Source organism: Streptomyces sp. CNH189 (genome assembly GCF_000527195.1).
In genome coordinates, this window is the sequence record NZ_AZUS01000002.1 from 406101 (window position 1) to 418973 (window position 12873).

The 12873-nt window shown below is 73.0% G+C and carries 13 protein-coding genes, 1 pseudogene and 1 riboswitch; of the genes and pseudogenes, 8 read left to right on the forward strand and 6 right to left on the reverse strand.

The window, feature by feature from the left end:
- Positions 1–957 carry an ABC transporter substrate-binding protein gene (locus B100_RS0104775; protein ID WP_024883301.1) on the forward strand — a complete coding sequence of 319 codons (957 nt, stop codon included), beginning with the start codon at positions 1–3 and terminating at the stop codon, positions 955–957.
- Positions 958–964: 7 nt separating this feature from the next.
- Here the strand turns inward: B100_RS0104775 and B100_RS0104780 are convergent, their stop codons facing one another.
- Positions 965–1471 carry a carboxymuconolactone decarboxylase family protein gene (locus B100_RS0104780; RefSeq protein WP_024883302.1) on the reverse strand — a complete coding sequence of 169 codons (507 nt, stop codon included), beginning with the start codon at positions 1469–1471 and terminating at the stop codon, positions 965–967.
- Between the two features lie 47 nt (positions 1472–1518).
- Between B100_RS0104780 and pdxR the strand changes: the two genes are divergently transcribed.
- The 4 genes from pdxR to B100_RS0104800 all read left to right on the forward strand — a co-directional run bounded on the left by pdxR (position 1519) and on the right by B100_RS0104800 (position 6276).
- Positions 1519–2904, forward strand: coding sequence for a MocR-like pyridoxine biosynthesis transcription factor PdxR (pdxR, locus tag B100_RS0104785; protein ID WP_024883303.1), 1386 nt, complete (start codon positions 1519–1521; stop codon positions 2902–2904).
- Positions 2905–3092: 188 nt separating this feature from the next.
- Complete coding sequence (locus tag B100_RS0104790; RefSeq protein WP_024883304.1) at positions 3093–3425, forward strand: hypothetical protein; 333 nt, start codon at positions 3093–3095, stop codon at positions 3423–3425.
- Positions 3426–3431: 6 nt separating this feature from the next.
- On the forward strand, positions 3432–4616 hold the full coding sequence (locus B100_RS0104795; protein ID WP_024883305.1) for a glutathionylspermidine synthase family protein: 1185 nt from the start codon (positions 3432–3434) through the stop codon (positions 4614–4616).
- An 86-nt stretch (positions 4617–4702) separates the two neighbouring features.
- Positions 4703–4789: riboswitch (ZMP/ZTP riboswitch) on the forward strand.
- 35 nt (positions 4790–4824) lie between these two features.
- The gene (locus B100_RS0104800) at positions 4825–6276 is read left to right on the forward strand and encodes a glycine hydroxymethyltransferase (protein WP_024883306.1); all 1452 of its coding nucleotides are present in this window, start codon (positions 4825–4827) and stop codon (positions 6274–6276) included.
- A gap of 71 nt (positions 6277–6347) precedes the next feature.
- Here B100_RS0104800 and B100_RS0104805 read toward each other — a convergent pair whose 3' ends face one another.
- On the reverse strand, positions 6348–7076 hold the full coding sequence (locus B100_RS0104805; protein ID WP_024883307.1) for a hypothetical protein: 729 nt from the start codon (positions 7074–7076) through the stop codon (positions 6348–6350).
- A 35-nt stretch (positions 7077–7111) separates the two neighbouring features.
- Here B100_RS0104805 and B100_RS37485 point away from each other — a divergent pair.
- A pseudogene (locus B100_RS37485) lies at positions 7112–7279 on the forward strand (cobyrinate a,c-diamide synthase); the annotation flags it as partial.
- Between the two features lie 82 nt (positions 7280–7361).
- Here B100_RS37485 and B100_RS0104810 read toward each other — a convergent pair.
- Positions 7362–8180: a hypothetical protein gene (locus B100_RS0104810; protein WP_024883308.1), complete on the reverse strand. Its 819-nt coding sequence runs from the start codon at positions 8178–8180 to the stop codon at positions 7362–7364.
- Entirely contained in the window at positions 8177–8743 is a 567-nt protein-coding gene (locus B100_RS0104815) for an RNA polymerase sigma factor (protein WP_024883309.1), read from the reverse strand. The genes B100_RS0104810 and B100_RS0104815 overlap by 4 nt, the downstream gene beginning before the upstream one ends.
- A gap of 131 nt (positions 8744–8874) precedes the next feature.
- On the opposite strand from B100_RS0104815, the gene trpS reads away from it, so the two are divergent.
- The gene (gene trpS, locus B100_RS0104820) at positions 8875–9888 is read left to right on the forward strand and encodes a tryptophan--tRNA ligase (protein WP_024883310.1); all 1014 of its coding nucleotides are present in this window, start codon (positions 8875–8877) and stop codon (positions 9886–9888) included.
- A gap of 189 nt (positions 9889–10077) precedes the next feature.
- Complete coding sequence (locus tag B100_RS0104825) at positions 10078–10656, forward strand: 2'-5' RNA ligase family protein (protein WP_024883311.1); 579 nt, start codon at positions 10078–10080, stop codon at positions 10654–10656.
- 40 nt (positions 10657–10696) lie between these two features.
- Here the strand turns inward: B100_RS0104825 and dprE2 are convergent, their stop codons facing one another.
- Entirely contained in the window at positions 10697–11452 is a 756-nt protein-coding gene (gene dprE2, locus B100_RS0104830; protein ID WP_024883312.1) for a decaprenylphospho-beta-D-erythro-pentofuranosid-2-ulose 2-reductase, read from the reverse strand.
- A gap of 35 nt (positions 11453–11487) precedes the next feature.
- Positions 11488–12843 carry a decaprenylphosphoryl-beta-D-ribose oxidase gene (gene dprE1 / locus B100_RS0104835; protein ID WP_024883313.1) on the reverse strand — a complete coding sequence of 452 codons (1356 nt, stop codon included), beginning with the start codon at positions 12841–12843 and terminating at the stop codon, positions 11488–11490.
- Between the last annotated feature and the right edge of the window lie 30 nt (positions 12844–12873).

Genomic DNA, 12873 nt, shown 5'->3' on the forward strand with positions numbered 1-12873 from the left:
ATGCGATTCCGTACGATTCCCGCGGTGGCGGCGGGCTCCGCGCTCCTGCTGCTGACCGGGTGCGGTGCCGCCGACATGACCAAGCAGGCCTCGCCGTTCGCCAACGCGCAGGGGGCGAGGACGGTCACCCTGTCGGTGCAGTCCTGGGTCGGCGCCCAGGCCAACGTGGCCGTCGCCCAGTACCTGCTGGAGCACGAGCTCGGCTATCGCGTCGACACCGTCCAGGTCGACGAGGTGCCCGCCTGGGACGCCCTCAGCCAGGGCCGGGTCGACGCGATCCTGGAGGACTGGGGCCACCCCGACCAGGAGCAGCGGTACGTCGAGGACAAGAAGACCATCGTGGCCGGCGGCGACCTCGGCGTCACCGGCCACATCGGCTGGTTCGTGCCGGCCTACTTCGCGAAGGAGCACCCGGACGTCACCGACTGGAAGAACCTGAACAAGTACGCCGGTGAGTTCCGCACCCCGGAGAGCGGCGGCAAGGGCCAGCTCCTCGACGGCTCCCCCTCCTACGTCACCAACGACAAGGCGCTGGTGAAGAACCTGAAGCTGGACTACCGGGTGGTGTTCGCCGGCTCCGAGGCCGCGCAGATCACCCAGATCCAGCAGTTCGCCAAGGAGAAGAAGCCCTTCCTCACCTACTGGTACACCCCGCAGTGGCTGTCCGAGCAGGTGCCGATGACAGAGGTGAAGCTGCCGCCGTACGAGGAGGGCTGCGACGCGGACCCGGACGAGGTCGCCTGCGCCTACCCGCACACCCCGCTGCAGAAGTACCTCAACGCGGACTTCGCGCGCGGCGGCGGGAAGGCGGCCGAGCTGCTCAGGAACTTCACATGGACGACCGAGGACCAGAACGAGGTCTCCCTGATGATCGCCGAGCAGAAGCTGTCGCCGCAGGAGGCGGCGGAGAAGTGGGTGGACAGCCACCGCTCCGTCTGGGAGAAATGGCTGCCCTGAGACGCCGCTAGCGGTGCTGCCCCGGCTGGTAGTGGCCCGGAGTCATCCGGCAGGTCACGCCGAACCGGTTCCAGGCGTTGATCACCGCGATGGCGGCGATCAGCTGGGACAGCTCCGCCTCGTCGAACTGCTTCGCGGCCCGCTCGTACACCTCGTCCGGCACGAAGCCGTTGGTCAGCACGGTGACCGCCTCGGTCAGCTCGATCGCGGCGATCTCCTTCTCCGTGTAGAAGTGCCGCGACTCCTCCCACGCGGTGAGCTGAATGATCCGCTCGACGCTCTCGCCCGCCGCGAGGGCGTCCTTGGTGTGCATGTCCAGGCAGAAGGCGCAGTGGTTGAGCTGCGAGGCGCGGACCTTGACCAGCTCGGCCAGCTTCGGGTCCAGTCCCTTGCGGGCCGCGACGTCCAGCCGGACCATCGCCTTGTAGACCTCGGGGGCGTGCTTCGCCCACTCCAGACGGGCGGGCTCCTCGGCCGCGTACGGAGCCGTCCCGGTCGTGTCGGTGTTCGTCATGCCGTCGACGCTAGGAGCGAGGAAGCCCAGGAGTATGGTCCAGTTCCATGGCGGAACGCTGGGCCACTTTCGGCATCGACCTGCACCTCGACCCGGCCGGGCCCGGACTGCGGCGCGGCCTGACCGACGCCCTGCGCGAAGCGGTCCGCAGCGGCCGGCTCGCCCCGGACACCCGGCTGCCGTCCTCCCGCTCCCTCGCCGCCGACCTGGGCATCGCCCGGAACACCGTCGCCGACGCCTACGCCGACCTGGTCGCCGAGGGCTGGCTCACCGCCCGCCAGGGCTCCGGCACCCGGGTCGCCGCGCGCCCCGTCGCCGGCCCGCAGGCCCCGGCCCCCGCGCCCCGCCGCACCCCCGGCCGGCTTCCGTACAGCCTCACCCCCGGCGTCCCCGACCTCGCCTCCTTCCCCCGCGCCGAATGGGTCAGGGCCACCCGCCGCGCCCTCGCCGCCGCACCCCACGACGCCTTCGGGTACGGCGACCCGCGCGGCCGTCCGGAACTGCGCGAGGCCCTCGCCGGCTACCTCGCCCGGGTCCGGGGCGTGCGCGCCGACCCGGAGCACGTGGTGGTCTGCTCCGGGTTCGCGCACGGCCTGCAGCTCCTGAGCGAGGTGCTGCGGTCCCGCGGCGCCCGCACCCTCGCCGTGGAGTCCTACGGCCTGGACATCCACTGGGACCTCGCCGCCCGCGCCGGCCTGGAGACCGTCCCGCTCGCCCGGGACGCCCTCGGCACCCGCGCCCAGGATCCCGGCGACGCGGACGCGGTGCTGCTCAGCCCGGCGCACCAGTTCCCGCTCGGCGGTGCGCTGCGCCCCGAGCGCCGGGCCGCCGTGGTCGAGTGGGCGCGCCGCACCGGCGGCCTGATCCTGGAGGACGACTACGACGGCGAGTTCCGCTACGACCGCCAGCCCGTCGGCGCCCTCCAGGACCTGGACCCCGGCCGGGTGGTGTATCTCGGCACCGCCAGCAAGTCCCTCGCCCCCGGCCTGCGGCTGGGCTGGATGGTGGTGCCGCCCTGGCTGCTGCCGGACGTCCTCACCCACGGCGGCGGCCGCTCCGTCGGCGTGGTGGACCAGCTCACCCTCGCCGAGTTCCTCACCTCCGGCGCCTACGACCGGCAGGTCCGCGCCGCCCGCCTGCGCTACCGGCGGCGCCGCGACTCCCTGGTCCGGGCCCTCGCCGAACGGGCACCGCACATCCGCGTCACCGGAGTCGCGGCCGGCCTGCACGCGGTCCTGCGGCTGCCGCCCGGCACCGAGCGGTCGGTCGAACAGGCGGCCACCTGGCAGGGGCTCGCCGTCAAGGGCCTGGAGCGCTTCCGGCATCCCGGTGCGGCCGACCCCGCCGGGGACGCCCTGGTGGTCGGCTACGCGACCCCGCCCGACCACGCCTGGACGGGCACCCTGGAGGCCCTGCTCCGCGCCCTGCCGTGACCCGCGTCTGTGTGATGGTTCCGTGACCGCCGAGGTCATTCCTGACCAAGAGGTGACAAACAGTCAGCGGGCAGGTGGGCGAGGGGAGGGGCTCGCGTGCGCGCGGCCCGCGGGGTCTCTAGGCTGTCCGCCGCGAACCGGCGACCACACGGGGACGGGCCGGCGCGACACGAGGGGGAGCGGAAGGCATGGCGCAGACACGGCGACGACTGCGGTCCAGCACGGTGGTGCTGGGCGGCATGGGAGTGCTCGCGGCGGCACTGTCGGCCTGCGGGTCGGACCCGGACCGGCGGTGCGTGGACCGCAACAGCTACGACTTCGCCGACGGCTACAAGGTCGTCGCCGACAAGAACTGCTCGTCCTCCTCCGGGTCGGCGGGCAAGAGCCGGTCCCGCGCCACGAACGCCGACTGGTACTACGACGCCGACGTCAGCAACGGCTATGCCGACCGTGGCACCTTCAGCCGCAGCGAGGCCGTCGACCGAGGCGGCTTCGGCTGCTCCGGCAGCGGCGGGGGCTGAGCCGCGGTGGAACGGCGCACCACCGAGCCCCGCCCCGGCTGGCAGCAGACCGTGGAGGAGCAGGGGCTCATCTATCCCCTGACCCGCTACCCCGACGACTCCCTGCGCCCCTACTGGGACGAGAGCGCCTACTACGTCTTCGGCCTGGACGAGGTCGAGGCCCTGGAGGAGGTCGTCGAGGAACTGCACGCGCTGAGCCTGGCGGCGGCCCGGCACATCGTCACCGCGGGGCGCTTCGCCGACCTCGGCATCACCGATCCCCGCATCGTGCACGCGGTCACCGAGTCCTGGCACCGGCGGTCCGAACTGCCCTCCCTCTACGGCCGCTTCGACCTCCGCTACGACGGCATCGGCCCGGCGAAGCTGCTGGAGTACAACGCCGACACCCCCACCTCCCTGGTGGAGGCCGCCTCCCCCCAGTGGTTCTGGATGGAGGAGCGCTTCCCGGGCGCCGACCAGTGGAACTCCCTGCACGAACGGCTCGTCGACGCCTGGAAGAAGCAGGCCGCCCTCCTCCCGCCGGGCAGCCCGCTGTACTTCGCGCACTCCGCGGGCGACGAGTGCGGCGAGGACCTGATGACCGTCGCCTACCTCAAGGAGACGGCCGAGCAGGCCGGTCTCGAGACCGACTGGCTCTCCGTGGAGGAGATCGGCTGGGACCGCCTCTCCGGACGCTTCGTCGACAAGCGGCTGCGGTTCATCCGCAGCATCTTCAAGCTGTACCCGTGGGAGTGGCTGACCACCGACCGCTTCGCCGGTCATGTGATCGACACCCTCGACAACGGCGGCGGCAGCGGTTCCACCCTGTGGATCGAGCCCGCCTGGAAGATGCTGCTCAGCAACAAGGCGCTGCTGGCCATCCTCTGGGAGCTGAACCCCGGCCACCCGAACCTCCTCCCCGCCTACCTGGACGGCCCGCGCGAGCTCGCGGACACCGCGGGCTGGGTCGCGAAGCCGCTGCTCGGCCGCGAGGGCGCGGGCGTGACGATCCACGAGCCCGGCACGGCCCCCGTGGTCCGCGACGAACCCTGCTGCTACCAGGAACTGGCCCCGCTGCCCGACTTCGACGGCAACCGCGTCGTCCTCGGCACCTGGGTGGTGGACCACGAGGCTGCGGGCCTCGGCATCCGCGAGTCCTCCGGTCTGGTGACGGACGAGTACGCCCGCTTCCTGCCGCACGTGATCCTTTAGACGGCGGCACGGCGGCACGGCGGCTCGCCGGGTGCTCCCGCATCGCGGACACCGGCCGCGCCGCCGGAACCCACCCGGTAACCTGGCCCGCGGGCCGTGACTGGCGCGCTGGGATGGGACCAACCATCGGGGAGCGGCCCGGGAGCGACGTGCCGTGCGCCTGGGCCATCCGTACCGTGAACGCTGAACGCAACGTCCGGAGGTCCCCATGTCTGCCGAGCAGCCGCTCACCCCCGAGTCCACCGCCTTCCGCTCCGCCCTCGACGTGATTCGCGCCGTCGAGCCGCGGGTCGCCGACGCGATCGGGCAGGAGGTCGCCGACCAGCGCGAGATGCTCAAGCTGATCGCCTCCGAGAACTACGCCTCCCCGGCCACCCTCCTGGCGATGGGCAACTGGTTCAGCGACAAGTACGCCGAGGGCACCGTCGGCCGCCGCTTCTACGCCGGCTGCCGCAACGTGGACACCGTGGAGTCGCTCGCCGCCGAGCACGCCAAGGAGCTGTTCGGCGCCCGCCACGCCTACGTCCAGCCGCACTCCGGCATCGACGCCAACCTGGTCGCCTTCTGGTCCGTCCTCGCCCAGCGCGTCGAGCTGCCCGCCCTGGAGAAGGCCGGCGTCCGCCAGGTCAACGACCTCTCCGAGGAGGACTGGGCCGAACTGCGCCGCGCCTTCGGCAACCAGCGCATGCTCGGCATGTCCCTGGACGCCGGCGGCCACCTCACCCACGGCTTCCGGCCCAACATCTCCGGAAAGATGTTCGACCAGCGCTCCTACGGCACCGACCCGGCCACCGGACTGATCGACTACGACGCGCTGCGCGCCTCCGCCCGCGAGTTCAAGCCGCTGATCATCGTCGCCGGCTACTCCGCCTACCCCCGCCTGGTGAACTTCCGGATCATGCGGGAGATCGCCGACGAGGTGGGCGCCACGCTGATGGTCGACATGGCGCACTTCGCGGGCCTGGTCGCCGGCAAGGTCCTCACCGACGACTTCGACCCGGTGCCGCACGCCCAGATCGTCACCACCACCACCCACAAGTCGCTGCGCGGGCCGCGCGGCGGCATGGTCCTGTGCGACGACTCGCTCAAGGACCAGGTCGACCGCGGCTGCCCGATGGTCCTCGGCGGTCCGCTGCCGCACGTCATGGCCGCGAAGGCCGTCGCCCTCGCCGAGGCCCGCCGGCCTGCCTTCCAGGACTACGCCCAGCGCATCGTGGACAACTCCCGTGCGCTCGCCGAGGGCCTGATGCGCCGCGGCGCCACCCTGGTCACCGGCGGCACCGACAACCACCTCAACCTGATCGACGTCGCCACCTCCTACGGCCTCACCGGCCGGCAGGCCGAGGCGGCCCTGCTCGACTCGGGCATCGTCACCAACCGCAACGCCATCCCCGCCGACCCCAACGGCGCCTGGTACACCTCCGGCATCCGGATCGGCACCCCGGCGCTGACCACGCGCGGTCTCGGCACGGCGGAGATGGACGAGGTCGCCGGCCTCATCGACCGCGTCCTCACCACGACCGAGTCCGGCACCACGAAGTCCGGTGCGCCGTCCAAGGCGTCCCACGTCCTCGACGAGAAGGTCGCCGACGAGATCTCGCGCCGGGCCACCGACCTCGTGGCCGGCTTCCCGCTGTACCCGGAGATCGACCTCGGCTGACGCGGGCCGCGGGTTTCCTCGCCCTGCCCGCGGCGGTCCGGCCGTCCTGGCCGGCCGTCGCGGGCCCCGTGTCAGAGATCCAGCAGCTGCTGCCGGGGTCCTGGGCCGTCCTTGTCCCGGCGGGCGCGGACGGAGGCCAGCCCCCGCAGCGCGTACGGCCGCAGGAACAGGGCCAGGGCCGCTCCTGTCGCCAGGCCCGGTATCGCCCACCACCAATCGGTGCCGTCACCCGCTGTCGGCGTGGCCGCGGAAACCACCGGTGCCGCGCTGCCGCCGTCGTCCGGGGCGGCCTGCCCGCCGTCCAGCGGCACCGGGTCCACCCCGAACGCCTCGTGGCCGGTGGCAGGGCCCATCACGCCCAGTTCGTACAGGAACTTGCGCAGGTCGTAAGGGTCCTTGGCGGCGTGCCAGACACCGTCGCCGCCGTCGGCGATGCGGGACGCCGTGTGGATCCACGCGGCCCGGGCCCCGTCCGGCAGGAAGATCTGGTCCACCCGCCACGGCGTCACGTCGTGCACCATCCAGGTCACGTTGATCTGGCGTCCCGAGGCGAGGGAGAGCGTCGGCGGGCGCTCGCGGGTGCCCGTGTTCATCGGGCCGAGGAGGCGCTCCAGCTCGGTGTACTGCTTGTCGGTGTAGTACAGCGAGGCGGTCTCGGTGCTCGACACCGATACGACCAGCACGCTCGTCGGGCCTCCTGCGGAGGCCGGGGCGGCGCCCCACAGCAGGAGGGCCGGTGCCGTCAGTGCGGCGGCGGCTCCTGCTGCCAGTCGTCGAAGGCGTTGCTTCCAGTCGCGCATCCCGGACCCCCACTCGGTCGGACGGACCCCGTGCGGCTCGCCGCGCGGGCCGCCTGTCACTTCTGGTACACCGGCCGGACCGGGCGGGTTCCCGATCGGGTTCTTCGCCCCCGCCGCCCCTTCCCGTCCCGTCCCCGGGGGCTGCGCCCCCGGACCCCTCTCTCGGCCCTGGCGGGCCTCGTCCTCAAGCGCCGGACGGGCTGATCTCGACCCCTCCGGCGTTCGAGGTCGTCCCTCCCTGGGGCTGCGCCCCAGACCCCCTTTCGGCCCTGGCGGACCTCGTCCTCAAACGCCGGACGGGCTGGAAGTAGCGGACGTCGCGATCTCGTGGGCCCGGGTGCGGGACCGCGCGCCCTCCAGGCGGAGCGTCACCGTGCCCGTGGGGCTCCACAGGAGAGTCGGCCCCGCCGTACGTTCCTCCCGCGTGAAGCGGCGCCCCTCCGCGTCTATCATCCAGAACGTCAGGACGTGAGGCCGTGGGAACCACAACGCCTGACCCCCCACGTCCAGCCACTCCGGCTGTTCCCGCACCGTCTTCGTGAACGAGTAGTCCAGGCGGCCCGGGAACTGGTCCAGGCGGATCGTCCGGCCGTCGTCGTCCCTCCAGCACAGGCTGACCAGGGACCGCCCGTGCGGCAGCGCACCCACGGAGACCGCGTCCGGCGGGCCCAGCGTCTCCGGGACCACGGGGGTGAAGCCGGCCTGCCGCGACGCCTCCTCCAGCCGCACCGGAGCGGCGCAGCCCGGCACCCGGCCGCCCGGGGTGGGCACCGCCGACGGGTCGTGCCGTACCTCCACCCCGTGGAAGCCGAACCAGTCGGTCACCGCCGCCCGCACCGGAGGGGTCAGCACCAGCACCGTCAGCAGACCGCACAGCGTCGCCAGCAGGGAGCGCCAACGCGTCCGCGTCCAGCGCCGCACCGCCCCCAGACGGGACCGGGGGACGGCCGCCGGGACGGGCACCTGCTCGGCGAGTATCCGGGCGAGCACCCGCTCGGCCATCGTCCCGCCGCCCGCCGCCCCCTCCGGGCCGTCCAGGGAGCGGCCGTAGGCGCGCAGCTCCTCGCGCAGCCGCCGCAGCTCCTCCTCCTGCCGTCCGCTCACGCCGGCGCACCCCCTTCCCGGGTCTCCCCGGGCCGGACGTCCGGCAGCAGCCGCTGCAGTCTGCGCAGGGCGCGGTTCAGGCGCGACTTCACCGTCCCCCGGGGCCAGCCCAGGGCCTCGGCGGTCTCCCGCTCGTCCATCTCCAGCAGGTAGCGGTAGGTGACGACCAGCCGGTGCTCCTCGCTCAGCTTCTCCAGCGCGGCCAGCAGCGCGGCGCGGCGCTCGGTCTCCAGCGTGGCCGCGGCGGGGTCGGCCGACTCCGGTATCACCGGGTCCGCCCCGACGAGGGCCGCCTCCCGGCCGGCCAGGGTCGTCCTGCGTGCCGCCGCGCGCACTGTGTTCCTCGTCTCATTGGCCACGATCGACAACAGCCACGGCCGGAACGCCGCGCCGTCCCGGAACCGCGCCAGCGCGCAGTAGGCCTTGACGAAGGCCTGCTGCACCACGTCCTCCGCGTCCGCCCCCGCCCCGAGCGCGGCGGCCGCCCTGAGCGCGATGGCCGTATGCGCCCGCACCAGCTCCGCGTACGCCTCCGGCTGTCCGGCGCGCACGCGAGCGATCACCGCGGCCTCATCGACGATGCGGCCCCCCTCCCGCGTCCTCACACTCTTGTTACACCACGCGGAACGGATCGGTTCCCACCTGTTCCCGGTCCGTTCCGGACCGCCCCCCGGAACCTGAGAGAATGGTGAGCATGGCGACTGATCGACCCCGCGTGCTCTCCGGAATCCAGCCCACCGCCGGTTCTTTCCACCTCGGCAACTACCTCGGTGCCGTCCGCCAGTGGGTGGCGCTCCAGGAGTCGCACGACGCCTTCTACATGGTCGTCGACCTGCACGCGATCACGGTCCCGCAGGACCCGGAGGAGCTGCGGGCCAACACGCGTCTGGCCACGGCCCAGCTGCTGGCCGCCGGACTCGACCCGGACCGCTGCACCCTCTTCGTGCAGAGCCACGTGCCGGAGCACGCCCAGCTCGCGTGGGTGATGAACTGCCTCACCGGCTTCGGCGAGGCCTCCCGCATGACGCAGTTCAAGGACAAGTCCGCGAAGCAGGGCACCGAGCGCGCCTCCGTCGGGCTGTTCACGTACCCGATCCTCCAGGTCGCGGACATCCTGCTCTACCAGGCGCACGAGGTGCCGGTGGGCGAGGACCAGCGCCAGCACATCGAGCTCACCCGTGACCTCGCCACGCGCTTCAACGGCCGGTTCGGCGACACCTTCACCCTGCCGAAGCCGTACATCCTCAAGGAGACGGCGAAGATCTACGACCTGCAGGACCCGGCGGTCAAGATGAGCAAGTCGGCGTCCACGCCGAAGGGTCTGATCAACCTGCTCGACGAGCCGAAGGCCACCGCCAAGAAGGTGAAGAGCGCGGTCACCGACACCGACACGGTGATCCGCTACGACGTGGTGGAGAAGCCAGGCGTCAGCAACCTGCTCACCATCTACTCCGTCCTCACCGGCACGGGCATCCCCGAGCTGGAGGAGAAGTACGCCGGCAAGGGCTACGGCGCGCTCAAGACGGACCTCGCCGAGGTCATGGTCGACTTCGTGACGCCGTTCAAGGAGCGCACCCAGCAGTACCTGGACGACCCCGAGACGCTCGACTCGATCCTCGCCAAGGGGGCCGAGAAGGCGCGCGCCGTGGCCGCGGAGACCCTCTCCCGGGCGTACGAGCGGGTCGGCTTCCTGCCCGCCAAGCACTGAACCGGCGTAGTGAACGGGCCCAGGGGCCCCGTCCGTACCACCGCACAGCGCTGCACATCACTCCGACTGCGCCTGCCCGCACGCGGGTCGTGGTCGTACAGTCGATAAGCGGGTGACCGCTCCGGCGGTCACCGGACGCGCACCGCAGTTCCACCACCGCGCTTCACCACCACAACGACAGGAGACGACGTGGGGACCGTAACGATCGGTGTGTCGATCGCGGTCCCGGAGCCTCACGGCAGCCGGCTTCAGCAGCTGCGCGCGGGCTTCGGCGACGCCGCCGCCTACGGCATCCCCACGCACGTCACCCTGCTGCCGCCGACGGAGGTCGCGGCCGGCACCCTGCCCGCCGTCGAGGCCCACCTGGCCGACGTCGCCGCGGTGGGCCGGCCGTTCCCGATGAGGCTGTCGGGCACAGGCACCTTCCGGCCGCTGTCGCCGGTGGTGTACGTCCGGGTCGTCGAGGGCGCCGAGGCATGCGCCACGCTCCAGCAGCAGGTACGGGACCCGTCCGGGCCCGTCGCCCGTGACCTGCAGTTCCCCTACCACCCGCACGTCACCGTGGCCCACGGCATCGACGAGGCGGCCATGGACCGCGCCTACGAGGACCTCGCCGGCTACGAGGCCGCGTGGCCCTGCACCGGCTTCGCCCTCTACGAGCAGGGCGCCGACGCGGTGTGGCGCAAGCTGCGCGAGTTCCCCTTCGGGACCGTCGTGGTGCCCCCGCAGGCCGGCCACGTCGACCGGGGCTCCGTCTCCGCCTGCTGAGCCGGGTGCCGTGGGCCTTCCGGTCGGAAGACCCAGGGCCTCACACCGGCAGCCGGCGGAACACCCCGCGTGGCAGATGCCGCAGCGCCGACATCACGAGCCGCAGCGCGCCCGGCACCCACACCGTCTCCGAGCGGCGCCGCAGCCCCAGCTCGACGGCCGACGCCACCGCCTCCGGGGTGGTGGCCAGCGGCGCCTCGGGCAGCCCCGCCGTCATCCGGGTGCGCACGAACCCGGGCCGCACCACCATCACATGCACACCCGTGCCGTACAGCGCGTCGCCCAGGCCCTGCGCGAAGGCGTCCAGGCCGGCCTTGCTGGAGCCGTAGATGAAGTTGGCGCGGCGGGCCCGCTCGCCCGCGACGGACGACAGCACCACCAGGGAGCCGTGGCCCTGCGCCTGGAGGGCGCCCGCGCACACCAGACCCGCGGAGACCGCGCCGGTGTAGTTGGTCTGCGCGACCCGCACCGCGGCCCCCGGGTCGCGCTCGTCGCGCGCCTGGTCGCCCAGGGTGCCGAAGGCGAGCAGCACCATGTCGACGTCGTCCTCGGCGAACACCTTGCCGAGCGCCTCCTCGTGGGTGGCGGGGTCGAGCGCGTCGAAGGCGACCGTGTGGACCTCGGCGCCGAGGCCGCGCAGCTGGTCGGCCGCCGCGTCCAGGCCGGGGGAGGGGCGGCCGGCCAGCCACACCGTGCGGGTGCGGCGGGCGATGAGCCGCCGGGCGACGGCGAGCGCGATCTCGGAGGTACCGCCGAGCACGAGCAGGGACTGGGGGAGGCCGAAGGCGTCCTTCACGACAGCTCCTCAGGGGGCCGGGAGAGGGGGAGGGGTCACAGGCGGAGGCGGCGGGACAGGTCCGAGGTGAACACGCCGCGTGGGTCCAGCTCGGCGCGCAGGGAGCGGAAGTCGTCCAGCCGGGGGTACATGGCGGCGAGCAGTTCGGGGCGCAGCCGGGAGTCCTTGGCGAGGTAGACGCGGCCGTCCGCACCGGCGACCTCCTCGTCGAGCTCGTCGAGGAAGCCGCCGAGGCCCGGCAGGGACGCAGGGATGTCCAGGGCCAGCGTCCAGCCCGGCACCGGGAACGACAGCCAGCCCGGGTCGGCGTCCCCGAAGCGCTTGAGGACGGCGAGGAACGACGGGCAGCGACGCTCGGAGATCCGGCGCACCATCCGGCGCAGGGTGTCCTCCCGCCCGTGCCCGACGACGAACTGGTACTGCACGAAGCCGCCCCGCCCGTAGATCCGGTTCCAGTGCGGCACGCCGTCCAGGGGGTGGAAGAAGGCGGGGATCCGCTGCAGTTCCCCGGTGCGCGCGCGGGGGGCCTTGCGGTACCACAGCTCGTTGAACAGCCCCACGGTCGTCCGGCTGAGCAGGCCCTCCGGCACGAACGAGGGGGCGGCCGGGAGGCGGGAGGTGCGGAAGGACAGCGGTTCGCGTCGGGCGCGCGCGGAGCGCGGCAGCGCGTCCAGCGGGGCGTGGTCGCCGCGCGTCAGCACGGCCCGGCCGGTGGCCCGGCCGCGCGCCAGCAGGTCGATCCAGGCGACCGAGTAGCGGTAGCGGTGGTCGGTGTCGGCCAGCCGGGCCATCAGGTCGTCCAGGTCGGAGGCGCGTTCGGTGTCGACGGACATCCAGGAGGTCTCGACGGGCTGCAGCCGGACCGTCGCGGTGAGGATCACCCCGGTCAGCCCCATGCCGCCCGCGGTCGCCTCGAACAGCGGCGTGCCCGGGACGACGGTGCGGACCCGCCCGTCGGCGGTCAGCAGTTCGAAGGACTCCACGTGGCGCGAGAACGACCCGGAGACATGGTGGTTCTTGCCGTGGATGTCTGCGCCGATCGCCCCGCCGACCGTCACGTACCGGGTGCCGGGCGTCACCGGCACGAACCAGCCGAGCGGCAGCAGCACCTCCATCAGCCGGTGCAGGGACACACCCGCGTCGCACAGCACGGTGCCGCCGTCGGCGTCGATCGCGTGGATCCGGTCCAGGCCGGTCATGTCGAAGACCTCACCGCCCGCGTTCTGCGCGGCGTCCCCGTACGCCCGCCCCAGGCCCCGGGCGATGCCCCCGCGCGCCCCGCAGCCCCGGACGGCCAGGGCGGCCTCCTCGAACGTCCGCGGGCGGATCAGCCGGGCGGCGGACGGAGCGGTGCGGCCCCACCCCGTGACGGAAACGGTGTCGGCAGGCATGACGGCGACCGTATCGCCCCTGTGTGAGCC